The organism is Curtobacterium sp. GC_Cur_3 (genome assembly GCF_026544205.1).
Classification (GTDB): Bacteria; Actinomycetota; Actinomycetes; order Actinomycetales; family Microbacteriaceae; genus Curtobacterium.
Map to the genome: position 1 here is coordinate 81,007 of NZ_JALNUI010000012.1, position 25,926 is coordinate 106,932.

21 protein-coding genes are annotated in these 25,926 nt (G+C 71.5%); 3 read left to right on the forward strand and 18 right to left on the reverse strand.

Features of this window, described 5'->3' with window-relative positions:
* Positions 1–150: 150 nt before the first annotated feature.
* The 8 genes from trmD to aroA all read right to left on the reverse strand — a co-directional run bounded on the left by trmD (position 151) and on the right by aroA (position 9,684).
* Complete coding sequence (trmD, locus tag OXR63_RS08285; protein WP_267421829.1) at positions 151–840, reverse strand: tRNA (guanosine(37)-N1)-methyltransferase TrmD; 690 nt, start codon at positions 838–840, stop codon at positions 151–153.
* A 4-nt stretch (positions 841–844) separates the two neighbouring features.
* A complete protein-coding gene (gene rimM / locus OXR63_RS08290) occupies positions 845–1,426 on the reverse strand; it encodes a ribosome maturation factor RimM (protein ID WP_308202146.1) in 582 nt (193 codons plus the stop codon).
* Positions 1,427–1,445: 19 nt separating this feature from the next.
* A complete protein-coding gene (locus OXR63_RS08295) occupies positions 1,446–1,682 on the reverse strand; it encodes an RNA-binding protein (protein ID WP_071271248.1) in 237 nt (78 codons plus the stop codon).
* Positions 1,683–1,687: 5 nt separating this feature from the next.
* Positions 1,688–2,098, reverse strand: a complete 411-nt coding sequence (rpsP, locus tag OXR63_RS08300; protein ID WP_194625389.1) for a 30S ribosomal protein S16 — start codon at positions 2,096–2,098, stop codon at positions 1,688–1,690.
* 168 nt (positions 2,099–2,266) lie between these two features.
* The gene (locus OXR63_RS18120; protein ID WP_308202147.1) at positions 2,267–4,390 is read right to left on the reverse strand and encodes an oxidoreductase; all 2,124 of its coding nucleotides are present in this window, start codon (positions 4,388–4,390) and stop codon (positions 2,267–2,269) included.
* Positions 4,391–4,392: 2 nt separating this feature from the next.
* Complete coding sequence (locus OXR63_RS08315; protein ID WP_267421839.1) at positions 4,393–5,262, reverse strand: SDR family oxidoreductase; 870 nt, start codon at positions 5,260–5,262, stop codon at positions 4,393–4,395.
* 89 nt (positions 5,263–5,351) lie between these two features.
* The gene (locus OXR63_RS08320; RefSeq protein ID WP_267421841.1) at positions 5,352–6,521 is read right to left on the reverse strand and encodes an acyl-CoA dehydrogenase family protein; all 1,170 of its coding nucleotides are present in this window, start codon (positions 6,519–6,521) and stop codon (positions 5,352–5,354) included.
* 4 nt (positions 6,522–6,525) lie between these two features.
* The gene (gene aroA, locus OXR63_RS08325) at positions 6,526–9,684 is read right to left on the reverse strand and encodes a 3-phosphoshikimate 1-carboxyvinyltransferase (RefSeq protein WP_267421846.1); all 3,159 of its coding nucleotides are present in this window, start codon (positions 9,682–9,684) and stop codon (positions 6,526–6,528) included.
* A 118-nt stretch (positions 9,685–9,802) separates the two neighbouring features.
* Here aroA and OXR63_RS08330 point away from each other — a divergent pair, with 118 nt between their 5' ends.
* Positions 9,803–10,942 carry a glutamate--cysteine ligase gene (locus OXR63_RS08330; protein ID WP_267421877.1) on the forward strand — a complete coding sequence of 380 codons (1,140 nt, stop codon included), beginning with the start codon at positions 9,803–9,805 and terminating at the stop codon, positions 10,940–10,942.
* A 213-nt stretch (positions 10,943–11,155) separates the two neighbouring features.
* Here OXR63_RS08330 and ffh read toward each other — a convergent pair whose 3' ends face one another.
* The 3 genes from ffh to ftsY form a co-directional block, all read right to left on the reverse strand.
* Positions 11,156–12,706, reverse strand: coding sequence for a signal recognition particle protein (gene ffh, locus OXR63_RS08335; RefSeq protein WP_267421849.1), 1,551 nt, complete (start codon positions 12,704–12,706; stop codon positions 11,156–11,158).
* An 86-nt stretch (positions 12,707–12,792) separates the two neighbouring features.
* Entirely contained in the window at positions 12,793–12,960 is a 168-nt protein-coding gene (locus OXR63_RS08340) for a hypothetical protein (protein WP_267421852.1), read from the reverse strand.
* 59 nt (positions 12,961–13,019) lie between these two features.
* On the reverse strand, positions 13,020–13,889 hold the full coding sequence (ftsY, locus tag OXR63_RS08345) for a signal recognition particle-docking protein FtsY (protein ID WP_071274811.1): 870 nt from the start codon (positions 13,887–13,889) through the stop codon (positions 13,020–13,022).
* A 209-nt stretch (positions 13,890–14,098) separates the two neighbouring features.
* On the opposite strand from ftsY, the gene OXR63_RS08350 reads away from it, so the two are divergent.
* The gene (locus OXR63_RS08350) at positions 14,099–15,127 is read left to right on the forward strand and encodes a TerC family protein (protein ID WP_267421857.1); all 1,029 of its coding nucleotides are present in this window, start codon (positions 14,099–14,101) and stop codon (positions 15,125–15,127) included.
* 131 nt (positions 15,128–15,258) lie between these two features.
* Here OXR63_RS08350 and OXR63_RS08355 read toward each other — a convergent pair whose 3' ends face one another.
* The 7 genes from OXR63_RS08355 to OXR63_RS08385 all read right to left on the reverse strand — a co-directional run bounded on the left by OXR63_RS08355 (position 15,259) and on the right by OXR63_RS08385 (position 24,500).
* Positions 15,259–18,966, reverse strand: coding sequence for an AAA family ATPase (locus OXR63_RS08355; RefSeq protein ID WP_267421859.1), 3,708 nt, complete (start codon positions 18,964–18,966; stop codon positions 15,259–15,261).
* A 31-nt stretch (positions 18,967–18,997) separates the two neighbouring features.
* Positions 18,998–19,987, reverse strand: coding sequence for a bifunctional DNA-formamidopyrimidine glycosylase/DNA-(apurinic or apyrimidinic site) lyase (gene mutM / locus OXR63_RS08360; protein WP_267421861.1), 990 nt, complete (start codon positions 19,985–19,987; stop codon positions 18,998–19,000).
* A 4-nt stretch (positions 19,988–19,991) separates the two neighbouring features.
* Positions 19,992–20,786: a ribonuclease III gene (rnc, locus tag OXR63_RS08365; RefSeq protein ID WP_267421863.1), complete on the reverse strand. Its 795-nt coding sequence runs from the start codon at positions 20,784–20,786 to the stop codon at positions 19,992–19,994.
* A 14-nt stretch (positions 20,787–20,800) separates the two neighbouring features.
* Positions 20,801–21,004 carry a 50S ribosomal protein L32 gene (rpmF, locus tag OXR63_RS08370; RefSeq protein WP_071273047.1) on the reverse strand — a complete coding sequence of 68 codons (204 nt, stop codon included), beginning with the start codon at positions 21,002–21,004 and terminating at the stop codon, positions 20,801–20,803.
* Between the two features lie 46 nt (positions 21,005–21,050).
* Entirely contained in the window at positions 21,051–21,614 is a 564-nt protein-coding gene (locus tag OXR63_RS08375; protein ID WP_308202648.1) for a YceD family protein, read from the reverse strand.
* A 137-nt stretch (positions 21,615–21,751) separates the two neighbouring features.
* Positions 21,752–22,243: a pantetheine-phosphate adenylyltransferase gene (gene coaD / locus OXR63_RS08380; protein WP_267421872.1), complete on the reverse strand. Its 492-nt coding sequence runs from the start codon at positions 22,241–22,243 to the stop codon at positions 21,752–21,754.
* Positions 22,244–22,298: 55 nt separating this feature from the next.
* Positions 22,299–24,500 (reverse strand): ATP-dependent DNA helicase RecG, encoded by a 2,202-nt coding sequence (locus OXR63_RS08385; RefSeq protein WP_267421882.1) that lies wholly within the window; start codon positions 24,498–24,500, stop codon positions 22,299–22,301.
* A gap of 238 nt (positions 24,501–24,738) precedes the next feature.
* On the opposite strand from OXR63_RS08385, the gene OXR63_RS08390 reads away from it, so the two are divergent.
* Positions 24,739–25,305: an RsmD family RNA methyltransferase gene (locus tag OXR63_RS08390; protein WP_267421874.1), complete on the forward strand. Its 567-nt coding sequence runs from the start codon at positions 24,739–24,741 to the stop codon at positions 25,303–25,305.
* Positions 25,306–25,926: the final 621 nt, after the last annotated feature.

The following is a 25,926-nucleotide window of genomic DNA, read 5'->3' on the forward strand; positions in this document are numbered from 1 at the left end:
CTCCAGTCCGGCGCACGGTCCCACCCACACCACGTGCGATGGCAAGCGAGAGCGCGCGTCGGGGGTCGGAAGATCCGACCCGCCACGCGCGATTCAACCTCCTCCGCGCGATCCGACCTGCCCGCGGAGGAGAGAAGAAGGGCCGGCGCGCTACGCCTCGGGGAGCAGGTCCGGTCGGACGCGCCGCGTCCGCTCCACCTGCTGCTCGTGCCGCCACGCGGCGATGCGCCCGTGGTGGCCGGAGAGCAGGACCTCGGGCACGTCGTGCTCGCGCCAGGCAGCGGGCTTCGTGTACGAGGGGTACTCGAGCAGGCCGTCCTCGTGGGACTCCTCGACGAGCGACTCGGGGTTGCCGACCACGCCGGGCACCAGGCGTCCGACGGCCTCGATCATGGCCATGGCCGCGACCTCGCCGCCGTTCAGCACGTAGTCACCGAGGGACAGCTCGACGACCGAGCAGCGCGACGCCGCCCACTCGAACACGCGGGCGTCGATGCCCTCGTACCGCCCGCAGGCGAAGACGAGGTGGTCGTGGTCCGCGAGCGACCGGGCGATCGACTGCCGGAACGGCGTGCCGGCCGGGGTCGGGACGACGAGCGTCGAGGACCCATCCGACCGCAGGACCGCCTCGAGCGCCTGGGCCCACGGCTCGGGCTTCATCACCATGCCGGCACCGCCGCCGTACGGGGTGTCGTCGACGGTGCGGTGCCGGTCGGTGGTCCAGCTGCGGAGGTCGTGCACGTGCAGGTCGAGGAGCCCGCCCTGCCGCGCCTTCCCGAGCAGGGAGACGTCGAGGACGCCGAAGAACTCCGGGAAGATCGTGACGATGTCGATGCGCACGGCGCTACGACTCGTCGTCGGGCGTGGGGCTCGACGCGACGGCGGGCGGCGGCTCGGGCGTCGCCATCTCGGCGACCGGGTCCTCGAAGAGGCCGGTCGGCGGGGTCACCGTGACGGTGCCTGCGGCGATGTCGACCGCCGGGACGATCGCGGAGACGAAGGGCACGAGGACCTCGCCGCGGTCAGCGGTGTCGACCGCGAGCAGGTCCTGCGCCGGCATGTGGTCGACGCGGGCGACCGTGCCGACCTGGACGCCGTCACGGAGGACACGGAGGCCGACCAGCTGGTGGTCGTACCAGGCGTCGTCCTCACCGGTCTCCTCGTCGGGGTCCTGGTCGACCCAGAGGATGGCCCGTGCGAGGGTCTCGGCGCCGGAACGGTCCGTGATGCCCTCGAAAAAGGCGACCGGGTGGCCGTTGTACCAGCGGAGTTCGTCGATGGCGAGCGTCTTGCCCGACCAGGGAGAGTCCTCGGGGACCTGGAGCGTGAAGACCGCTCCGTGCGTGAACCGACGATCCGGGTCGTCGGTGTAGAGCTCGAGCTTGAGACCGCCCTTGAGCCCGTGCGCCTTGGTGATGCGACCCACCCGGACCTGGGTCGCCTCGTCAGGAATCGGAGTCGACCACGTCGACCCGCACCCGCTTGCCATCGGCCAGAGCCGTGACGAGGGTGCGGAGCGCCTTGGCGGTCCGACCGGCGCGTCCGATCACGCGGCCGAGGTCCTCGGGGTGCACGTGCACCTCGAGGACCTCGCCCCGCGCGGAGGTGGAGCTGGCGACGCGCACGTCGTCAGGGTGATCGACGATCCCCTTGACGAGGTGCGTCAGCGCAGATTCGAGCAAGGTCGTTACGCCTCGGTTGTCTCTGCGTCGTCGGCCGACTCGGCGGGAGCGGCCGGGGCCTTCTTCTCCGCCTTCGGCTTGAGGACGGCCTTCTTGGTCGAGTCGACCGTGAAGGGCTGCTTCGGCTCGGCGACCTTCACCTTGGAGGTGGTGTCGGCCTCGCCCTTGAACTTGGCCCAGTCACCGGTGAGCTTGAGGAGTGCGGCGACCTGCTCGGTCGGCTGTGCGCCGACGCCGAGCCAGTAGAGCGCGCGCTCCGACTCGATCTTGATGACCGAGGGCTCCTCGGTCGGGTGGTACTGACCGATCTCCTCGATGACGCGACCGTCGCGCTTGGTGCGCGAGTCGGCGACGACGACACGGTAGTACGGCGCCCGGATCTTACCGAGACGCTTGAGACGGATCTTGACAGCCACAAATGCTCCTGTTGCGTGTTGTTGTGGTTGAACCGGAACCGCGGGCGTGGGGGCACACACGGTGGAAGCTCGAGAGATAGGTGATCCGCTGGATAGAGGGTCGAGCGGACACGTTTCGACCGTTCATTCTTGCAGGTTTCCGAGCGAGAAGCGAGCCAGGACGCGCCGTCACGGCGCGAGGGACCGCACGGCCTCCAGCGCCTCGGTCGTCGCGCGGACGGCGTCGACGCTGCGGGCGTCGCGTGCGCCGCCGACGAGGGCGAACGGCACGCCGGCGTCCTGGAGGCCCGACACCAGTCCGGTGGGGTCGTCACCGTCCGCGCCGATCGCGCTCTCCTGGCCGGCACAGATGACGACGTGGTCCGCCGGGACGGCCCGTTCCTCGCCGTCCTCGTCGCGGATCCACAGCGTGCCCGGCTCGATGCGCAGGTACTCCTGCACGCCGCCGACCATCCGCACGCCCGCGTCGCGGAGACGACCGAGTGCGACCCACCGGGACGTCAGGCCGACGCCCTGGCCGAACTTGCCGGTGCGTCGGAGCACGGTGACCTGGTCCCCGGGGCGGATCGTCCGCTTCGCAGCCGGCTCCCGCTGTGGCAGGTCCCCGACGACGTCCCGGGCCACCGAGAGGTCCCAGCGGGCGGCGAACTCCCCCGCGCGCACGGACTCGTCCGGCGACTCGGTCAGGAAGGCCGCGGTGTCGACGCCGATGCCGCCCCCACCGATGACGGCGACCGTGCCCGCGGGGACGCCCTCGGTCAGCGCCCGCTCGTACGACACGACGTGCGGCAGGTCGGCGCCCGGGACGTCCACCACGCGCGGCAGGACCCCGGGGGCGAGCACGACGGCGTCGCTCTCGAGGAGGTCCGCGGCGGTGGCCCGGCGGCCGAGGTGCACGGTCGCACCGCGCTCGTCGAGCTCGGCGCGAGCGGCCCGGACGGGTCCGGCGTAGTCCTCTTTCCCCGGGATGACGGCGGCGAGCCCGAACTGGCCGCCGAGATGGTCGGCGGCCTCCCAGAGCGTCACCCGGTGGCCACGACGTGCGGCATCGACGGCGGCAGCCATGCCGGCCGGTCCCCCGCCGACGACGTCGACGCGCTTGGGCTCGGTCGTCGGGCGGAGCGGGAAGGCGACCTCCCGTGCGGCGCGGGGGTTGACCAGGCAGGAGACCGGCTGGCCGACGATGGAGCGGTCGAGGCAGGCCTGGTTGCAGCCGATGCACGTGTTCACCAGGGCGAACCGGCCCGCGAGCGAGCGGGACACGATCTCGGGGTCGGCGAGGAACGGGCGCGCCAGGGCCACGGCGTCGATGAGCCCGTCGGCGAGCACCGCCTCACCGTCACGGAGGTCCGTCATCCGGTTCGAGGCGATGACCCGCACGTCCGGGTACGACGACGCGCGGACCACCCGGGCGATGCGCCGCGCGTAGGACAGCCACGCCCCGTGCGGCACCGCGGCCTGGACGGTGGGGGTGCGGGACTCGTGCCAGCCGATGCCGACCGAGATGCCGTCGAGGCCGAGCGGCAGCAGGTCGTGCACCAGGGCGTCCACGTCCTCCGGGGTCGAGGACCCGGGCATCAGGTCGGCACCGGACAACCGGATCGTGACGGCCAGGTCGGGCACGGCGGCTCGCACGGCCCGGACGACGGCCACCGGGAACCGCCGACGGCGCTCGGGCGACCCGCCCCAGGCGTCGTCGCGGAGGTTGGTCAGCGGCGAGTGGAACTGGTTGATGAGGTAGCCCTCGGACGCCATGATCTCGACGCCGTCGAAGCCGATGTCGCGGGCGGAGCGCGCCGCGGCCGCGAAGTCCTCGATCGTCCCCTCGACCTCCTCTGCGGTGAGCTCGGTCGGCACCACGCCCCGCGCAGCCGCCCAGGGCAGACCGGACGGTGCGACGGCCCGCTGGGGGGCACCGTGCCGGTCGACCATGCCGCCCACGAGCGCGTACCGCCCCGCGTGGAAGAGCTGCGCGAGGATCGTGCCGCCCTCCTCGTGCACGGCGTCGACCGCCACCCGGAACCGCTCGTCGGCACCGTCCACGCCGAACACGGCGAAGTCGGGGCCGCCGCGGGCCTCGTCGCTGACCGCGATGCCGCCGGTGATGATGCAGGCTGCTCCCCCGGCGGCGCGTTCACGGTAGAACGCCGCCATGCCGACACCGCCGTCGTCGTGGACCTCGAGCCCGGTGTGCATCGACCCCATGACCACCCGGTTCGACAGGTGCAGGGGGCCGAGCGTCCACGCGGACGCGACCGTGGCGACGGCGGTGTCGGGAGCGGCGAGGGTCACGACTACTCCCCGACGTCGCCCATGACGGACGGGCCCTTCGGACCGTCGGCGTCGTCTCCGGGCAGGACGGCGTCCCGCAGCGGCGAGGTCGTGTCCGACCAGAACGGCGGCGCGACGACGGTGATGCCGCCGTCGACGGACAGGATCTGCCCCGTGATGTACGACGCCTTGTCGGAGAGCAGGAAGTCCACCGCGTCGGCCATGTCGTCCGCGGTGCCCGGTCGCTGCAGCGGCACCTTCGACAGCACGGACTCCATCGGCGCCATGCCGGGCACCGCGTTGTAGAAGTAGTCGAGGGAGTCGGTGTCGATGAGCCCGCCGTTCACCGCGTTCACGGTGATCTGGCGCGGGCCGAACTCCACCGCCATGTACTGCATGTACGACTCGGTCATGGCCTTCGCGGCACCGAGGGCCGCGTACGTCGGGAACGCGCGCAGCGACCCGTACGAGGTGACGACGACGATGCGGCCGCCGCGGTCCATCAGCTCCGCGGCACGCTGGGCACCGAGCACGAAGGAGCGGGCGTTCGTGGCGTAGCTGCGGTCGAGGTGGTGCAGCTTCAGGTCCGCGACGGGCTTGAAGGCGCTGGCAGCGGCGTTCGCGACGAACATGTCGAGGCGGCCGTAGGTGTCCCGCACCAGGTCGAACATGGCGTCGAGCGACGCCGGGTCCTCGATGTCCGCCTGCACCGTGATGCCGTCGCCACCGGCGGCGCGGACGTCGGCGAGCGACTCCTCGGCCAGGTCGGCGTTCTTCTTGTAGTTGATGACCACGGTCACGCCGCGCGCACCGAGCTTCTGCGCGAGCAGGCGGCCGATGCCGCGCGACGCGCCGGTGATCAGGGCGATGGGTGCGGTGCTGGGGTCGGTCACGTCAGTCCTCTTCTTGCGTGTGCGGGGGGCGGACGGGAGGCTCGTGGCGGACCCCGCCACGAGCCTCCCGTCTGATGTTCGGTGGTGTCTCAGAACCCGGCCTGGCCGGTCACGACGGCACGGCCGACGATGAGCTTCTGGATCTCGTTGGTGCCCTCTTCGAAGCGCTGCGCGCGGGCGTCGCGGTAGACCCGCTCGATCGCGTTGCGCTTCCAGTAGCCCTGCCCACCGTGCACCTGCAGCGCCTTGTCGGTCACGCGGGCGAGCATGTCGACCGCGATCATCTTCGAGGCGCTGGAGAGCGTGCCGGCGTCGGGGCGGCCCTCCTCGTACGCACGCGCGGCCTCGAGCACGAGGGCCCGGGCGGCGGCGATGTCGGCGTAGTTCTCGGCGAGGTAGAACTGGATCGCCTGGCGCGTGGCGAGCTTCTTGCCGAAGGTCTCGCGCTCGTTCGCGTACTCGACCGCGAGCTCGTTGGCCCGCTCGGCCAGACCGACGGCGCTCATCGCGACCGAGATGCGGCTCGGGAGCAGGAAGCCGCCGAGCGCGACCTCGAGCCCCTGGCCCTCCTCGCCGAGGCGGGCACTGGCCGGGATGGGGGTGTCGGTGAAGCGGAGGATCGCGTGGTCGGTGCCGCGGATGCCCATGGTGTCGGAGTCGTCGATCACCTCGGCGCCGGGCAGCCCGGTGTTCGGCATCAGGAACGCGACGGTGCCGTCCTGGCCTGTCGTGCCCTCGAGCCGGGCGGCGATGAGCCAGTAGTCGCACTTCACGCCGAACGTGATGAGGTGCTTCTCGCCGTTCATCACGTACGTGTCGCCCTCGCGACGGACCGTCGTGCGGATGTCCGCGCCGGTCCCGGCCGTGGCCTCCGTCAGGGTGAAGGCGACGAGCTTCTCACCGGCGACCGAGGGCTTGACGACCTGCTCGATCTGCTCCGGGGAGGCGTACGGGGCCATGGCTCGCCAGGTGCCGTTGATGACGTGCACGAGCATCCGGATCGACGCGTGGGAGCGCGAGATGATCTCCATCACCTCGAGGTAGCGGGAGAACGGGATGTCCCGGCCGCCGAGCTCGACGGGAGCCGCGAGGCTCAGCCAGCCGCGGTCCTTGAGCTCCTGGAACAGCTCGGGGGCGACCTGGCCGGTGCGCTCGATCTCGTTCGCCCAGTCCTCGCCGCGGGTGCGGACCCACTCGGTGACCTCGGCCTTGAGCTCCTGGAGGTCCTGCTCGGTCGCGGGTTCCATGACCATCGTCATCGTCTCAGTTCTCCTTCGTGCTCACGAGCGCGGCGACCTGCTCGCGCAGGACGTTCTTCTGGACCTTGCCGACCGCGTTGCGCGGCAGTTCGTCGATGTACTCGAGCCGCTCGGGCCAGTAGTACTTGCTGACGCCGGCGTGCTCCAGGTACTGCTGCATGCCGTCGAAGTCGAGCGGTTCGTCCGCGCGGGCCGACACGACGTAGGCGCAGGCCCGCTCGCCGAGCCGCTCGTCGGGCATCGCCACGATCGCGACGTCCGTCACGAGCGGGTGCTGGTAGAGCAGGTTCTCGATCTCCACGACGGGGATCTTCTCACCGCCGCGGTTGATGACGTCCTTGACACGACCGGTGATCGAGAGGAACCCGTTGGCGTCGACCTTCGCCAGGTCCCCGGTGCGGTACCAGCCGTCGGGGGTGAAGACGTCGTCCGTCAGGTCGGGGCGGTCGAGGTAGCCGTCGAACATCGTCGGCGAGGACAGCTCGAAGTTGCCCTCGGTGTCCGCCGGGAGCTCGGTGCCCTCGTCGTCGACGATGCGGATGCTGATGCCGGGGAGCGCTCGGCCGTCGTGGCCGTAGGCGGCGGCGGGGTCGTCACTCGGGCTGGAGAGCGCGCCGAGGCACGTCTCGCTGGTGCCGAACGCGCCGAGGATCGCGGTGCCGAGCACCGTGGCGGCCCGCTGGGCGAGAGCGCGGGGCACCGCTGCGCCGGTCGGCACGAAGATGCGCAGGCTCTCCGGGGCCGGTGCGCCGGCCTCGACCAGGTCGACCAGGTCGGTGAGGAACGGCGTCGCGCACTGCACGAACGTCGCCCCCGCCGCGCCGAAGGCCTGCTCGAGCGCCGCGCGGCCGTCCCACACCGGCTGGAGCACCTGCGGCGCCCCGAGTCGGAAGGCCAGCAGCATGCCGTAGAGGAACCCGGTCTGGTGCGCGAGCGGCGACGGGATGTAGATCCGGTCCTCGCTCGTCAGCCCGGACTGGGCCACGTGCATCGCGGTGGCCAGGCCGAGCGTGCGGTGCGGGTGCTGGACGCCCTTCGGCTCACCGGTGGTGCCGGAGGTGAAGAGCAGCTGGCAGACGTCGTCCGGGGTCGGGGCGTGCGAGCGGATCTGCTCGACGTCGACCTGCACGGAGCCGAGCGCGGTGTCCCAGTAGCGCCAGTTCCACTCGCTCGCGGCGACCCGCGCGGAGGCGTCGGCCGGCAGCGGCGGCTGGTTCGTCGGGGTCTCCCCCGGACCACGGGCCTCGGACCGCAGGACGATCACGTGCTCGACGGCGAGCCGGCGCTTCTGGGCGGCGGCCTCGTCGATGACGTCGAGGAGTTCCAGGGCCGGGCGGCGCTTGCGGAAGACGTTCGGCAGGAAGACCACGCGGGCACGGGACCGGGCGAGCGTCATGGTGGTCTCGCGCGGACCGAACACCGGCATGATCGGCGTCGCGACGGCACCGATCTGGATCGCCCCGAGGGTGATCGAGACGAACTCGCGCCAGTTCGGCAGCTGCATGGCGACGGACTCGCCGCGCCGCACCCCGAGCTCGAGGAGCAGGGCGGACACCTGGTCGGCCTCGTCCTGCAGTTCGCGCCAGGTCGTGTTCACCGGCTCCGGACCGCCGACCTCGATGACCGCGAGGCCGTCGGGGTCGGTCTCGGCGAGCGAGCGCACCTTCTCGCTGAGGACGAGCGGGTCGGCGTCGACCCCGGCGAGCGCCGGCAGGTCCTCGGCACGGGTGACGGCGGCGGTGTCCTCGCCGAGGTCCGTGCGCTGGTCGTCGACCTCGGCCCGGTCGGCGCGGACGTCGGCTGCGGCCATCGCGGCCTCGGCGTCGCCGACCTGCATGTCCAGGCCGACGGAGTTCATCGCCTCGAGGAAGGTCGGGTAGGAGATCCGGTAGGCCCTGGGGTACGTGAGCGCGGAGACGCCCTCGGCCCGGGTCGCGGCGACGGCCAGGGACATCAGCACGCGGTGGTCGTTGAACGAGGACATCGACGCGCCCTGCAGCGCCCCGGCGCCGACACCGGTGACGCGCAGCTCGTCGGCGCCCTGCTCGGCGCGGCCGCCCATCCGGTTCAGCTGCAGCATCGCGGCGACGCGGTCGGACTCCTTCAGGCGGATGTGCGCCACGTTCCAGAGCCGGGTCGTGCCCTCGGCGAAGGTCGCCATGGTCGACAGGACGGGCAGCAGGTCCGGGATCGGCTGGCAGTCGATGTCGAGGGGCCGCAGCGGGGAGCCGTCGTGCTCGATCCGCACGAAGCCGGTCTCCTCGTCGATGCGCATCGGGACGCCCATCGCCGTGGCGAGGTCGAGGAACTCGCTCTCCGGGTGGTCGGTCTCCGCCGTGGTGAACGCGGTCATCCCGCGCAGGAGCACGTTCGACTCGCGGATGCCGGCTGCGGCGATGCCGAACGCGGCCGAGCCGATGTCCGGCGGGATCACGTAGTCGTGCGGGGTGGCCTGCTGGTTCGCCGGGATCCGGTACTCGAGCCAGTCGTCGGAGACCTCGACCCGCAGGCCGAACTGCCGCATCATCCGGACCGTCAGCTCGACGTAGGGCTGCTCGTTGAGCCGCCCCCCGGTGATGTGGATGCGGGTCTCCTGCTCGGCGAAGGGCGCGACGAGCAGCAGCCCGGACACCCACTGCGACAGGGTGCCGGCGATCGAGACGTCGCCGCCGCGGGGACGCCCCGGCTGCACGGTGACGGGCGGGCAGTCGTGCGTGGCCTCGAGCTGGATCCCCATCTGCGTCAGCGAGGTGAGCAGGGCCTTGATCGGACGGCGCTGGAAGTACTTCATCCCGGAGAGCGTCATCGGCTTGTCGGCGAGGGACGCCAGGCCGGTCATGAAGTAGAGCGTCGTGCCGGAGGACCCCATGTTCAGCAGGCCGTCGGCGCCGCGGGAGCCGTGGTCGACGACGTCGGTGGCCTCGTACCGGCCGCCGAGCCCGGTGACGTGGTACTCGTTGCCGCGGCGCTTGACGTCGACGCCGAGGGCACGGAGCGTGCCGACGGTCCACTCGACCTGTCGCGTGGCACTGATCCCGGAGACGATGCTCGTCCCCTTCGCCAGCGAGGCGAGCACCAGGGCGCGGTGCGCGTGGTACTTCGAGACCGGGATGTCGAGTTCTCCGACGAGCGGTGCGGACGAACCGCGGACGACCAGCTGCATGCGTACCTCTTCCCTGTTCGGCGCTTCTACGGTAGTCCTGGTGTGAAGCACCTGGGAAACCGATCAGCACGATCAGGACAACGGTTCCTTGTGCGTGTCCGACAACCTCCCCGGCAGGATGTACAGCATGGACATCCGCTTCACCGAGTCCCGCCCGTCGACCATCGGCGTCGAGTGGGAGCTCCCGCTGGTCGATCGCGACACCGGCGACCTGACTCCCCGCGCCCCCGCCGTCATCGCCGCCGTGCACGAGCGCCTCGGCGACCACGACCGGGTCACCGAGGAGCTGCTGACCAACACGGTCGAGGTCGTCACCGGCGTGCACGAGACCGTCCGCGGGGCCACGTCGGAGCTGTCCGCCACCATCGGCGAGGTCATCGACGCCGCCGATCCGCTCGGCGCCCAGGTCATGTGCTCCGGCACGCATCCGTTCGCGGTGTGGGACCAGCAGGAGATCACACCGGACAGCGAGCACTACACGGAGCTCATCGACCGCACGCGCTGGTGGGGGCGCCAGATGCTCATCTGGGGCGTCCACGTGCACGTCGGGATCGACGACCGCGACAAGGCCGTCCCGATCATGAACGCGATGCTCGCGTACGTGCCGCACCTGCAGGCCTTCACCGCGTCGAGCCCGTTCTGGGCCGGCACCGACACCGGGTACGCGTCGAACCGTGCCCTGATGTTCCAGCAGCTCCCGACGGGCGGGCTCCCGCCGCAGCTCGGCGCGTGGGCGAACTTCGAGGAGGTCGTCGGTGACCTCACCCACACCGGTGTGATCGAGGGCGTCAAGGACCTCCGCTGGGACATCCGCCCCTCGCCGGGCTGGGGCACGCTGGAGAACCGGGTCTCCGACGGCATCTCGACCCTGCAGGAGGTGGGCGCCGTCACCGCGCTCGTGCAGTGCCTGGTCACCGCGTCCTCGGACCGGCTCGACGCCGGCGAGACCCTGCCGACCATGCAGCCCTGGTTCGTCCGGGAGAACAAGTGGCGTGCCGCCCGCTACGGGATGGACGCCGAGATCATCACGAACGTCGCCGGCGACGAGCGCCTGGTCACCGACGAGGTCCACGACCTGGTGACGCGGCTCGACCCGGTGGCGGAGCGCCTCGGCTGCCAGCAGGAGCTGCACCACCTCGACACGATGATCGAGCGCGGCGCGTCGTACCAGCGGCAGCTCAAGGTGGCGCAGGAGCACGGTGGCGACCTGCGCGCAGTCGTCCGGCACCTGGTCGCGGAGCTCAGCGACTCACTCTGACCGCAGGCTGTCCCGCGCTTCGCAGGTCGAATCGCGCGTAGCGGGTCCATTCGCGCGTAGGCGGTCGTTTCGCGCGTAGGGGGTCACGATTTCTGACCCTCGACGCGCGATTCGACTCGCTGCGCCGAGCGCGGTGGGTCGAAACGCACCACAGACAGACGGGAGGCCCGTGGCGGATCCGCCACGGGCCTCCCGTTTGTCGTTCTGGTCGCGTCAGCGACCCAGGAACTTCTGGAGCGAGGCGAGCTCCTCCTCGGTCGGCGCCTTGCCGTTCTTACCGCCGCCGAGTCCGAGGCCGGAGCCCTTCGGCGCCTGCGGCTGCGGCGCGGCGGTGCCGGCGGCGAGGGCCGCGCGCTTGGCCGGGTTGCCGACCTTCTTCTTCTTGCTGCTCTGCTGCTGCGCCTTCTTGCCGCCGTGCATCCCCGGGATCGGACCCATGCCCGGCATCTGCGGCACCCCACCGCGGGCGACGGTCTTCATCATCTTCGCCGCCTGCTCGAAGCGGTTCACGAGCTGGTTGACCTCGGTCACGGTCGAACCGGCGCCCCGCGCGATGCGGAGACGACGGGAACCGTTGAGGAGCTTCGGCAGCTCGCGCTCCTGCGGCGTCATCGACTGGATGATGGCCTCGGTGCGGACGATCTCGCGCTCGTCGAAGTTGTCGAGGGCCTCGCGCATGCCCTTCGCGCCGGGGAGCATCCCGAGCATGCCCTTGATCGATCCCGCCTTGCGAAGCTGCTGCATCTGCTCGAGGAAGTCGTTCAGGGTGAAGTTGTCGGTCGCGATCTTCTCGGCGACCTTCATCGCCTGTTCCTCGTCGAAGGCGCCCTGGGCCTGCTCGATGAGGGAGAGGATGTCGCCGAGGTCGAGGATGCGGCTCGCCATGCGGTCCGGGTGGAACGGCTCGAAGTCGTCGAGCCCCTCGCCCGTGGACGCGAACATGATCGGACGGCCGGTCACGCTGGCCACCGACAGGGCAGCACCACCGCGGGCGTCGCCGTCGAGCTTGGACAGGACGACGCCGGTGAAGTCGACGCCCTCCTGGAAGGCACGGGCGGTCGTGACGGCGTCCTGACCGATCATCGCGTCGATGACGAAGAGGACCTCGTCCGGGTCGACGGCCTTGCGGATGTTGGCAGCCTGCTTCATCAGCTCGGCGTCCACACCGAGACGACCGGCGGTGTCCACGATGACGGTGTCGTACTGCTGGTCGACCGCGGCCTTGATCGCGTTCTTCGCGACCTTGACCGGGTCCCCGACGCCGTTGCCGGGCTCGGGGGCGAAGACGTGCACGCCGGCCTGCTCGCCGACGACCTGGAGCTGCTGCACGGCGTTCGGACGCTGGAGGTCCGCCGCGACGAGCATCGGGGTGTGGCCGTCCTTCTTGAGCCACTTGCCGAGCTTGCCCGCGAGGGTCGTCTTGCCCGCACCCTGCAGGCCCGCGAGCATGATGACCGTCGGCGGACGCTTGGCGAACTCGAGCCGGCGCTGCTGGCCGCCGAGGATGCCGACGAGCTCCTCGTTGACGATCTGCACGACCTGTTGCGCGGGGTTCAGCGCCCGGTTGACCTCGTCGGAGAGGGCACGCTCACGCACCGCGGCCGTGAAGGCCTTGACGACCTCGAGGGCGACGTCCGCGTCGAGCAGGGCCCGGCGGATCTCGCGGACCGTGCCGTCCACGTCCGACGGGGTGAGCCGTCCCTTGGTCCGCAGGTTGCGGAAGGTCTCGGTGAGCCGATCAGAAAGCGATCCGAATTGCGCCATAGTCCGACGATTCTACAGCCCCGTGATGGACGGGAGGCTCCCCACCAGCTGGTGGGGAGCCTCCCGTCCGTCGTGGAGCTGCGTCGTCAGACGCGCGAACCGGCGCCGCGGACGCGGCGGACGATCCAGCCGATGACGGCCAGGACGATGAGCACGAGGCCGATGAACAGCAGGAACTTCAACGCGGCGCTGACGATCCCGGTCACGAGCAGGACGATGCCGACGATGATGGCGATGATGAGCAGTGCGGGCATGTGTGGTCCCCTTCCGACGTACCTGGACGATCCGTGTACCGCACAGACGGTACCCGGGCTCAGCCCACCAGGTTCTGCACGAACACGTGCGGGGTGAAGCCCGTCAGGTCGTTGATGCCCTCGCCCTGCCCGATGAGCTTGATCGGGATGCCGGTCTTCTCCTGCACGCTCAGCACGAAGCCCGCCTTGGCCGAGCCGTCGAGCTTCGTGATGACGAGCCCGGTGACGCCCGCGCCCTCGATGAAGGCCTGGGCCTGCGCGAGTCCGTTCTGTCCGGTGGTGGCGTCGAGGACGAGCAGCACCTCGGATATCTCGGTCTGCTTCTCGATGACGCGCTTGATCTTGCCGAGCTCGTCCATCAGGCCGGCCTTGGTGTGCAGACGGCCGGCGGTGTCGATGACGACGATCTCGGTGCCGTCGCGCATGGCCTTCTCGACGGTCTGGTAGGCCACCGAGGCCGGGTCCTGCCCGGGCTGCGACGGCCGGACGACCTCGACGCCGGCACGCTCGGCCCAGGTGGCGACCTGCTCGACCGCGGCGGCTCGGAAGGTGTCTGCCGCGCCGACGACCACGGTGCGGTCGTACGTCTTCAGGAACTTGGCGAACTTGCCGATGGTCGTGGTCTTGCCCACGCCGTTCACCCCGACGACGAGCACGACGGCCGGCCGGGCGCTGAGCTTCAGCGTGGTGTCGAGCTTGGACAGCCGTTCCTCGAGGACCTCACGGAGCATGCGGTTCAGGTCGGCGGGGTCCGTCGTGGCGTACCGCTCGACGCGCGCACGGAGGTCCTCGATGATCTCCTCGGAGATGTCGGGACCGAAGTCGGCGCCGATGAGGGCGGTCTCGAGGTCGTCCCACGTCGTGTCGTCGATGGTCTTCCGCTGGAAGAGGCCCCGGAGACGGGAGGACAGTGACCAAGTACTCGCCATGCTCCCAGCTTAGAGCGCGGCGGATGTGGCCGTGCCCCGCTACCATGGGCACCACGAAGGGGAGTATTCCCTCTCGGTGTCCCCGTCAGTACGGGCCGGAACGATCCGGTCCCGGGGCGCCGGTCGCACGCAGCCCGCTCGGGCTCAGTGCGACGGAAGAGACCTTCAGGCATCGGCGTACCCTCGCCCCATACCTGAAGGGTCCATCCGTGGACGTCCCCACCTCTGTCTGGCTCATCACCATCGCCGGCATCCTGGCGCTGCTGGTCTTCGACTTCTACTCGCACGTGCGCACGCCGCACGTGCCCCACATCCGCGAGTCCGCGATCTGGTCGGCCGTCTACATCGCGCTCGCGATCGTGTTCGGCATCGGCATCCTGGTCTTCGGCGGCGGGCAGGCCGGCGGCGAGTACTTCGCCGGCTGGCTCACCGAGAAGGCCCTGTCGGTCGACAACCTCTTCGTGTTCCTCATCATCATGTCCTCCTTCGCGGTGCCGAAGGAGTTCCAGCAGAAGGTCCTGCTGGTCGGTGTCGCCATCGCCCTGGCGGCCCGCGGTGTGTTCATCGCCCTCGGCGTCACGATCATCGACAACTTCTCGTGGGTGTTCTACCTCTTCGGTGCGCTGCTGTTCTGGCTCGCCTGGTCGCAGGCCCGGAGCGGCAACGACCACGGCGCCGACGAGGGCGACTCCCGGCTGATCCGCATCCTCAAGCGCATCATCCCGACCGCGGACCACTACGACGGCGACCGCCTGACCACCCGCGTCGACGGCAAGCGCCTGTTCACCCCGATGCTGCTCGTCATGGTCGCGATCGGCCTGACCGACGTGCTGTTCGCGCTCGACTCGATCCCCGCGATCTTCGGGCTGACGCAGGACGCGTTCATCGTGTTCACCGCGAACGCGTTCTCGCTCCTCGGCCTCCGGCAGCTGTACTTCCTCATCGCCGGGCTGCTCGAGCGGCTCATCTACCTGGGTCAGGGCCTCGCGGTCATCCTCGGCTTCATCGGCGTGAAGCTCGTCTTCCACGCGATGCACGTCAACGAGCTGCCCTTCATCAACGGCGGCGAGCACATCGAGTGGGCGCCGGAGATCCCGATCTGGTTCTCGCTCGGGTTCATCATGCTGACGATCGCGGTCGCCACGGCGGCCTCCCTCGTGGTCTCGAAGAAGCGTCAGGAGCGTGGGCTCACCCCGACCGGGTCGCAGCGCACCGTCGAGACGACCGACGCCAAGTAACGCGACCAGCTGCCGCCCGGCCGGGCGCCGAGACTCGGCCATGCGGGCACCCTGCGGCCGGTTCCGGCGCGCAACTGTCCGCGGGAGCGAGTCTCGGCGCGGCCCCTGGCCGGCCGGACCGGCGCCCGCGGCTACGCGACCGCGTCGGCCGGCTCGGCCTCGCGGCGCTGCACGCGCTGCCCCACCACCGCGGAGACGCCGTCCTGGCGCATCGACACCCCGTACAGCGCGTCGGCGATCTCCATCGTGCGCTTCTGGTGCGTGATCACGATGAGCTGCGAGGTGTCGCGGAGCCGCTCGAACACGGTGAGCAGCCGCCCGAGGTTCGCGTCGTCGAGCGCCGCCTCGACCTCGTCCATGATGTAGAACGGCGACGGCCGGGCGGTGAAGATCGCCACGAGCAGCGCCACCGCCGCCAGGGACCGCTCCCCGCCGGACAGCAGCGTCAGCCGGTCGATCTTCTTGCCGGCGGGCTTCACCTGCACCTCGATGCCCGTCGCGAGCATGTCCGTGGGGTCCGTCAGCGTGATCGACCCCGAACCGCCGGGGAACAGGATCGGGAACACGACGTCGAAGGCGTCCCTGGTGTCGTTGAACGCCGACTCGAAGATCGTCTGCATCTTCGCGTCGAGCTCCTCGATGATCGTCATCAGGTCCGTGCGGGTCTTCTGCAGGTCCTCGAGCTGGTCGGCCAGGAACGCGTGCCGCTGCTCGAGCGCCTGGAACTCCTCGAGCGCCAGGGGGTTCACCCGGCCGAGCTGCCCGAGGTCGCGTTCGGCCGCTGCGAGTCGGCGCTCCTGCTCCGCGCGGACGTAGGGCACCGTCTCGACGTCGGCGGGGTCGATCTCGGCCGAGGCGTCGAACTCGGGCAGCGCCGGACCACCGGGGAGCGTGGACTCGGCGGGCAGGAGCTCGTCGGTGTCGGCGGCGACCGTCTCGGCGCCGTCCGTCTCGTCACCAGCCGCCGCAGCCGCCGCCGCGCGCTCGGCGTCCCGGTGCCGTCGTGCCAGCACGCGGGGGTCGATGAGCACGTCGACGGGGACCGGCACGTGCGGCCCGTACTCGGTGACGAGGACGGACTCCACCAGGCCGAGCTCGCTGAGCGCCCGGTCCACCACGCCCGAGACGTGCAGCTTCTTCTCGTAGATCTCCATCTCGAGCGAGTGCACCCCGTCGGTGATGCGCTGCAGCCGGTCGCGGAGCTCGCGCTCCTCGGTGCGGATGGTCTGCAGCTCGGTGTTCCGCTTCGCCCGCTCGGACTCCTCGGTCGCCAGGCGCACCCGGGCCTCGGCGAGCGAGCGGTCCACGGCGCCGAGCACCTCGGGCAGGTCGGCGAGCACGCGCTCGGCCGTGGCCATCTGCCCGCGTCGGATCACGGCCAGTCGTGCGGCCTCGGCTGCGGCGGCCCGTTCGGACGCGAGCTGTCGGTCGAGCTGGTCGGCACGCGTCCGCTCGGAACGGGCCCGCTCGCGCACGGTCTCGACCTGGATGCGCTGTTCGATCTCCGCGGCACGAGCGGCCTCGAGGGCGTCGAGCAGCCCCTGCCGCTCGGAGGCATCGACCCGCGGCCTCGGCTGCGCCGCGTGCTCCTGCTGCGCGCGGTCGGCGTCCGCGAGGACCTGCTCCGCGGCCTCCACCGCGCCGTCGGTCTCCCCCAGCGCCGCCCGGAGGCGCTCGACCTCGGCCGCGGCGTTCTCGGTGCGAGCCCGGACCGAGGCGCTGGTGCGGTCGTACTCGGCCACCGCGGCGGCGTGCGCACGGCTCGCCCGGTCGGCGTCGTCCAGCTGGCGGCGCGCGTCGTCGACGGCGCTGCGCGCGGCCTGGAGGCTCGTGGCAGCGTCCTCGGCGTCCGTCGCGACCGCGTCGCGCCGGACCACGGCGTCGTCGCGTTCGGCCGCGAGCTCGATGCGGGACGTGGTGCGGGCACCCCCACCGGTGACGCGGACCGCGCGGACCAGGTCACCCGACCGCGTCACGACCGTCGCCTGCGGGGCGGCGGTGAGCACGGCCTCCAGGTCGACGTCGTCGGACACCGCGACGAGCGTGTCGGCGAGGATCGCGGCGAGGGCGGGCGGGCCGGTGACGAGGTCGAGGGCCGGGCGGACGCCGTCGGGAACCGGGCCGGCGGACCGTGCGCCGGACGCGTCGGCGACGACGACGTCGATGCGGCCGATGTCCTCGGCCCTGGCGTGTGTGACGGCGTCGAGCGCGGCCGAGCGGTCCTCGGCGAGGACCGCGTCGGCGAGGCCGTCGAGGGCGGCGGCGATCGCGCCCTCGTAGCCGGGGGTGACGCGCAGGCGGTCGGCCAGGCGGCCGACGATGCCGGCGCGTCCGGCGTCGATGAGGGCCTGGGAGCCGTCGCGGACGTCGATCGACATCGCGAGGGCGGCGACGCGGGCCTCGAGGGCGTCGCGTTCGCGTTCGAGGCCGTGGAGTCGGTCGCGGAGGGCGTCGCGGTCGGTCTGCGCCTGTTCGAGGCGGGCCCTGCTGGCTTCGAGAACGCTCTGGAGGGCGTCCGGGTCGGCGTCGTCCGACGGGTCGGTGCCGACCTCGACCAGCGCGGCCTCGGCGGTGCGAGCGCGTTCGGCGGCCTCGGTGAGGGCGCGCTCGCGGCGTTCGCGGTCGGCCACGGCGGACTGACGCTTCGACCGGGCGACGTCGACCGCGCTCGTGAGGCGCTGCGCCGTCAGGTCGTGCTGCGTGACGAGGGCCGCCTGCGCGGCGATCCGCTCGTCGAGGGCATCGAGGGTGGCCCTGGCCGCGCGGACGGTCTCGGCGGTCGCCACCATCCCCCCGGCCATCTCTGCGGCCTGGGCGTCGAGCCTGGTGGCCTCCGCGCGGACCCCCTCGACCTGCTCGGGCGTGATCGTCGGGCCCTGCTGCGGGGTGTCGGCCTGCTGCGCGAGGAGCATCAGCCGCTGGTTCGCCAGGCTCGACAGGCCGCGGAGCCGCTCCTGCACGCTCTCCAGTCGGTGCACGACCGTGCGGGCGCGGTCCACGTCGTCGCCGACCATGCTCTGCTCGACCTGCTGCTGCCGCGTGCGGGTCTGGTCGAGGCGTTCGGACAGGACGATCCGCTCGGACTTCCGACCGGCCTCGACCTCCTGGTGCTCGTGCAGCTCACGGCGCAGGCGCACGACGTCGTCCGCGAGGATGCGGGCCTTGGCGTCCCGGGCGACGGCGGCGACGGACTGGGCCTTGCGGGCGACCTCCGCCTGGCGGCCCAGGGGCTTCAGCTGGCGGCGGATCTCCCCCGCCAGGTCGGACAGGCGCGTCAGGTTCGTCTGCATCGCGGCGAGCTTGCGGAGGGTCTTCTCCTTGCGTCGACGGTGCTTGAGGATCCCGGCGGCCTCCTCGATGAAGCCGCGGCGGTCCTCCGGGGTGGCGCGCAGGACCTTGTCGAGCTGCCCCTGCCCCACGATGACGTGCATCTCGCGGCCGAGGCCGGTGTCGCTGAGGAGCTCCTGGACGTCGAGGAGCCGGCAGTTCTCGCCGTTGATGGCGTACTCGCTGCCGCCGTTGCGGAACAGCGTGCGGGCGATCGTGACCTCGGTGTAGTCGATCGGCAGGACACCGTCGGAGTTGTCGATGGTGAGCAGCACCTGCGCGCGACCGAGCGGACCCCGGCTCGAGGTGCCCGCGAAGATGACGTCCTCCATCGTGCCGCCGCGGAGGGTCTTCGCCCCCTGCTCCCCCATCACCCAGGCGAGGGCGTCGACGACGTTGGACTTGCCCGACCCGTTCGGACCGACGATGCACGTGACGCCGGGCTCGAACGCGAAGGTCGTCGGCTGCGCGAAGGACTTGAACCCCTTGATGGTCAGGCTCTTCAAGTACATGCGGTCTCCGGGCTCCCTCGTTGCCGGAAGGCTAACGCCTGGTGGCCCGCGGACGCGGTTGGCACACGGGGCAACGGTGGCTGGACCGGTTCATGAAGGCCTCGCGCACGATCGGGGTGCCACACCGGGGGCACGGCTTGCCCTGCTGGCCGTACACCGCGAGGCGCTGGGAGAAGTACCCGGACTGCCCGTTGACGTTGACGTACTGGGCGTCGAAGCTCGTGCCGCCGTCCTCGAGCGCCCGCCCGAGGACCGCGCGGACCTCGGCGAGGAGCAGGCGGAGATCAGCCCGGGTCAGTCGCTCAGCGGGCCGGTCGTAGTGCAGCTTCGCGCCCCACAGCGACTCGTCCGCGTAGATGTTCCCGATGCCGCTGACGACGCCCTGGTCGAGCAGGACGCGCTTGATGCCGCTCGCCCGCTTCCGGGCCATCGCGATGAAGCGGTCGTCGTCGAACGCGGGGTCGAGCGGGTCGCGGGCGATTTGCGACACCTGACTCGGGATGCTCCGGCGCCACGACGCGTCCGGGTGCTCGTCGTCGACGTGCCCGGCGAACCCGGCCGCGGCGCCGTCGATCGTCGGCACCATCGTGTCGATCGCCATCGAGCCGAACGTGCGCTGGTCGACGAACTCGAGCTCGACCGGGGGTTCCGGCGCGCCGTCGCGGTCGGTGCCGGCGGGCTGGACCTCGAGCAGGATGCGGCGGTGCTTCGCTGCGGGGCGGTCCCCGCGTCCGAGGAGGATCTGGCCGCTCATGCCGAGGTGGGCGACGAGGGCCTCGGGGCGCGCGGTGCTGGCGGCTTCCCGGTTCGGCGCTGGTTCGAGCGGCATCCAGAGGAACTTGCCGCGCCGGACGGCGGCCGCGATGGTCCGGCCCGTCAGCCGGTGGGCGAAGTCCTCGCCGGGGCCGTCGTGCCGGGTGAGCGCCCGCTCGTCGAGGACGTGGACGGCGAGGACCCGGGCACCACTGACCGCGGGTTCGAGACCGGCGCGGACGACCTCGACCTCGGGGAGTTCCGGCACCTGGTCAGGCTCCGGGGGCAGTGTTCGTCGCGGTCTTCGTCGGGGTCTTCGTCGCCGTCGTCGTGTCGGCCGTCTCGTCGGCGCGACCGGACAGGCGCGTCCAGGCTTCGAGCGCCGCGGACATCTCAGCGGTCTTCTTGCTCGACCCGGAGCCGGTGGCGACGTCCTCGCCCTGCAGCACGACCGTCGCGTGGAAGGTCTTGTCGTGGTCTGGGCCCTCTTCGGTGACCCGGTACGCCGGGTTGCCGAGCGTCAGGGACGCCGCGAGCTCCTGCAGGCTGGTCTTCGGATCCATCGCGGCGCCGAAGCGGTCCGGGTCGATGAGCAGCGGGTCGACGAGTCGCAGCACGAGCGCGGTCGCGGGGTCTGGTCCAGCGGAGAGGTAGGTCGCACCGATGATGGCCTCGACCGTGTCAGCGAGGATCGAGGACTTGTCCCGACCGCCGGTCTGCTCCTCGCCCTTGCCGAGTCGGAGCCAGGCGCCGAGGCCGTTCAGCCGAGCGATCTCCGCGAGGGCGACCGTCGACACCAGGCTGGCCCGACGCTTGGCCAGGTCGCCCTCGTCGAGGTCGGGGAAGTCGCGGAAGAGCTTGACGGTGACGGCCTGTCCGAGGATGGAGTCGCCGAGGAACTCGAGGCGCTCGTTGTGTCGGATGCCGCCGTGCTCGTACGCGTACGAGCGGTGGGTGAGGGCGAGCTCGAGCAGGTCGAGGTCGACGTCCACCCCGAGGAGTGCACGCAGACGAACGACGTCCGACCCCACCGGGTTGGACCCCGCGGAGCCGGACGTCGCTGTCATGCGTTCAGTCCGGATCAGACGTCGGCGACCTTGCGGCCCTTGTACTCCATGTACAGGGGCGTGCCGGCCGAGTCCTCGACGACCTTCGCGCGGTGCGGGAGGCTGTAGGTGACCTGACCGTTCTCGATCGTCTTCACGAGCTGGACCGGTGCGGCCTTCCACTGCGAACGACGGGCGTGCGTGTTGGAACGTGACTGCTTGCGCTTCGGAACGGCCATGGTGGTTCTCTTTCGGTTGGTCGGTGGTCAGTCGGTGGGGGTGCGGTCACTCAGCCGAGTCGGCTTCGGTCCGCTCCGCGCCATCGGTGGCATCGGGGGCGGTGGTGGTGCTGTGCGTCGTGCTGCTGTCGTCGAACCGGAGCCCGTCCAGCGCGGCCCAACGGGGATCCGTGGGCCCGGAAGCGGGACGGTCACCGAGGTCTGCCAGACGTTCACCCGTCACCGGGTCGAGGCCTGGGCAGTCCGGTCGGCAGACCGGCTGGAACGGCAGTGACAGCACCACTGCGTCTCGAACGACCGGTTCACAATCCACGTGGTCTTCGTGAACATGGAAGTCGAAATCCTCCGAGGGATCATACGCGAACAGCTCGGCGAAATCGACCTCGACGGGTTCGGAGATGTCGATGAGGCAGCGCGAGCACTGCCCGGTCGCCTCTGCGGACGCGTGCCCGGAGACGAGCACGCCCTCGTGGAGGCCTTCGAGCCGGAGCTCGATGTTCATCTCGTCGCCCTGACGGACGGCGACGACACCGGCTCCGAGGTCCTCGGGGACGACGAGGTCGAGCGTGTGTTCGCGCATCTCGCCCGGTCGGTGCGCGAGGTCACGCACGCGCAGGGCGTAGGGGCTGTTCACGGGGGAAGACACGATCGACCATCCTAGCGCGGGACCGCTCCCACGTCGAGGAGCGGCGTGCCGTGTCGGGGCGTGGCGTGCTGGGTGCGCCGTTCTGCTGTCGCACGCTGGGATCAGCGCAGGCGGTCGTGCAGCGCCCGGTCCACCACGGTGGGGACGTACGGCGACACGTCACCGCCGAGTGTCGCGACCTGCCGGATGAGCGAGCTGGAGACGTGCGCCCGCGAGGCCTCCGGCAGCAGGAACACCGTCTCGACGTCGGCGAGGTGCCGGTTCATGATCGCCATCGGGGTCTCGTAGGCGACGTCCTCCCCGGAGCGGACGCCCTTCACCAGGACCGTCGCTCCGACCTGGCGGCAGTAGTCGACGAGCAGGCCGGCGGTCCACTCCCCCACCCGGATGTTGCTCGGCGCGCCGACCTCGGCGAGGGACTCCTCGATGAGACGCACCCGGTCGACGGCGTCGAACATCGCCGTCGACTTCGCCGGGTTGTGGACCACGAGCACGTGGACCTCCTCGAAGAGCCCCGCCGCACGCCCGATCACGTCGAGGTGCCCGAGGGTCACGGGGTCGAAGGAGCCGGGGACCACCGCGATCTGCGTCATGCCGTCGACGATACCGGCGGTGCCCGTCGGGGCGCCTCGGCTCGTGTGGCGTCGGTCAGTTCTTGCCGAGGAACGCCGCGTCGGACTCGTCCAGTCGTCGGGCCAGGGCGTCGCGGAGTTCGGCCTGGTCGGCGAGTGTCGGGTCGCGCTCGAGCAGGCGCTCAGCCGCTTCTCGTGCGTCGACGATGACGTCGGCGTCCCGCACGACGCGGAGCAGGTTGAGCGACGAGCGCCCGCCGGACTGCCGTTCGCCGAGCACGTCGCCCTCGCGCCGGAGCTCGAGGTCGACCCGGGCCAGCTCGAAGCCGTCGTCCGTGGCCGCCACGGCGTCGACGCGCTCACGGGAGGTCGTCTCGTCCTCGGCAGCGGTGACGAGCAGACACACGCCCGGGTACTGGCCTCGGCCGATGCGCCCGCGGAGCTGGTGCAGCTGCGAGACCCCGAACCGATCGGCGTCGAGGATCGCCATCATCGAGGCGTTCGGCACGTCGACCCCGACCTCGATCACCGTGGTCGCGACGAGGACGTCGACGTCCCCGGCGGCGAACGCGGTCATCACGCGGTCCTTCTCGTCGCCGGACATCCGGCCGTGCAGGACCTCGATCCGCCGGCCCTGCAGCACCGGCATCGTGCGCATGCGCTCCGCCGTGGCCAGCACCGTCGCGGGGGTGCGCTTGGGAGCGTCCTCGTCCGTCTCGGGGTCGGGCTCGCCGTCGTCCTCGGCGTGGGCGTCGTCGATCGCCGGGCACACCACGAACGCCTGGCGCCCGGACGCGAGCTCCTCGGCCATCCGGGTCCAGATGCGCGACTCCCACCCCGGGTGCTCGGCGAGGCCCACCGTGAAGGTCTCGACGCCGGCACGGCCGGAGGGCATGCCGGCGATGGTGGAGACGTCGAGGTCGCCGAACACGGTCATCGCCACCGTGCGCGGGATCGGCGTCGCCGTGAGCACGAGCACGTGCGGCGGGGCCTGGCCCTTCGTCCGGAGCGCCTCGCGCTGCTCGACGCCGAACCGGTGCTGCTCGTCGACGACGACGAGGCCGAGCTCGGCGAAGTCCACGCGGTCGCCGAGGAGCGCGTGCGTGCCGACGACCAGCCGCGACCCGCCGGACGCTGCGGCGAGGAGCGACCGTCGTCGTTCGTCCGTCGACTGCGACCCGGTCAGGATCACCGGGCGCAGCTCGGCGGCGAGGTCGGGTCCGAGGAACTTCACGATGGACCGCAGGTGCTGAGCGGCGAGCACCTCGGTCGGGGCGATGAGCGCGGACTGGCCGCCGGACTCGGCGACGGTGAGCATCGCGCGGATCGCCACGAGGGTCTTGCCGGAGCCGACCTCGCCCTGCACGAGCCGGTGCATCGGCCAGTCCCCCGCCAGGTCGTGCGCGATCTCGTCGCCCACCGAGCGCTGGTCCTCGGTCAGTGTGAACGGGAGCGTGGCGTCGAAGCGCTCGAGGATCCCGCCCTGGGACGCCGTGCGCGGGGTCGAGGCGGTCGCGCGGGCCGCGATGCGGCGCTGGACCAGGGCGGTCTGCAGCACGAAGGCCTCTCGGTACCGGAGGGCGTCCTGGGCGCGCTTGAAGTCGGCGACCTTCTCCGGGCGGTGCAGCAGTTCGAGGGCACGGCGGAACGGCACCAGGTCGAGCCGGGCGCGCACCGACGAGGGCACCGGGTCGGCGATCTCCGGCAGCGTGTCGAGCACCACCGCCATGGCCTTCGCGATCTGCCAGGACGACAGCGACGCGGTGGCCGGGTAGATCGGGATCGGCTGGCGGGAGAAGCGGATCGCCTCTTCGGACTCGGGGTCCGCGTTCGCGCGGGGGTCGTCGGCGTCGAAGAGCTCGTAGTCCGGGTGGGCCAGCTGTCGGGCGCCGCGGTAGTCGCCGACCTTGCCCGCGAAGATGCCGCGCGCGCCGACGACGAGGTCCTTGGTCCGCCATCCCTGGTTGAAGAACGTCAGCGTGAGCAGGCCCTTGCCGTCGCCGATCTTGGCTTCGAGGATGGAGCCGCGGCGCTGGCGCATCGTGCGTTCCCGGACGTCGACGACCTCGGCGACGATGGTGACGGCCTCCCCGATCGCCAGCGAGTCGAGCGCCGTGAGGGCTCCACGTTCGGCGTACCGACGCGGCGCGTGCTCGAGGAAGTCGCCCACCGTGCGGTACCCGAACGCCTTCTCGACGGCCTTGGCGGTGCGGCCGCCGAGGACGTTCACCAGGCGGGTGTCGAGCGGCGCCGCCGCCCACGCGGTGCCGGCGGGCAGGTCGGTCCCCGCGGGCGCGACTGCGGGCGCGTCGACTGCGGGTACGTCTGCTGCGGGCGCGTCGGCTGGTGGCGCTTCCGCTGCACCGGGGGCGCCGTCGGACGACGCGCTCGTGCGCGCAGCGGCTCGTGAGGTGACCACACGGCAACGGTACCCGTGACGGCCGACGCGCACCGAGCCTCCGATCCGGCCTGTGGACAACCGCTGCGGGCCCTCGGGCGGCCGCTACGGTTGCTGCATGACCCGCATCATCGCCGGCGCCGCCGGCTCCACGACGCTCCGGGTGCCGAAGTCGGGCACCCGCCCGACGAGCGACCGCGTGCGGGAGGCCCTGTTCTCGTCGCTGGAGTCCCGCGGGCTCGTCGACGACACCGCCGTGGCCGACCTGTACGCGGGCACCGGGGCCCTGGGGCTCGAAGCCGCGTCGCGCGGGGCGGTGGAGGTCGTCCTCGTCGACCGAGCGGCTGCTGCCGCGGCGGCCTGCCGGGAGAACGCGCGGATCGTCAAGCAGCGGGTGCCCGGTGTCCGCATCGACGTGCACGCGCAGCCCGCGCTCGGGTTCCTGCGCGGGACCGTGCGGACCTTCGACCTGGTCTTCATCGACCCGCCGTACGAGGTCACCGAGCACGAGATCGCCGAGGTGCTCGAGGCCCTGGTGCCGCGGCTGACCGCGGACGCCGTGGTCGTCGTGGAGCGGAGCAAGCGCTCGCCCGAGCCGAGCTGGCCGGCGGGGCTCGAGCCCTTCAGCAAGCGCAGCTACGGCGAGACCGTCGCGTGGGAGGCCGTCGTCGTCGCAGCGGCGTGACCCGCGGGGCGTCGATCCCGACTCGGAACGACATCATCGGTGTCGCACGACGTGGACGTTGTCGCGCGCCGCCCCCGCGGCCGGCAGCGCCCATCACGCCGGACTCGGCACGACACCATCGCTGTCGCACGACCTCGGCGTTGTCGCGCGCCGCTCCCGCGGCCGCCAGTGCCCATCACGCCCGACTCGGAACGACACCATCGCTGTCGCACGACCTCGACGTTGTCGCGCGCCACCCCCACGGCCGCCGGCGCCCACATGCTCGACTCCGAACGACACCATCGCTGTCGCACGACCTCGACTTTGTCGCGCGCCACCCCCACGCGCGTCGGCGCCCACATGCTCGACTCGGAACGACACCATCGCTGTCGCACGACCTCGACTTTGTCGAGCCGCCACCCCGCGCCACCCCCACGCGCGTCGGCGCCCACATGCTCGACTCGGAACGACACCATCGCTGTCGTACGACGTCGACGCTGTCGCGGCCGCTCCCGCGCTCGCCAGTGCCCCCGACGCCCGACTCGGAACGACACCATCGCTGTCGCACGACGTCGACGTTGTCGCGCGCCACCCCTGCGGCCGCCAGCGCCCATCACGCCGGACTCGGAACGACAACATCGC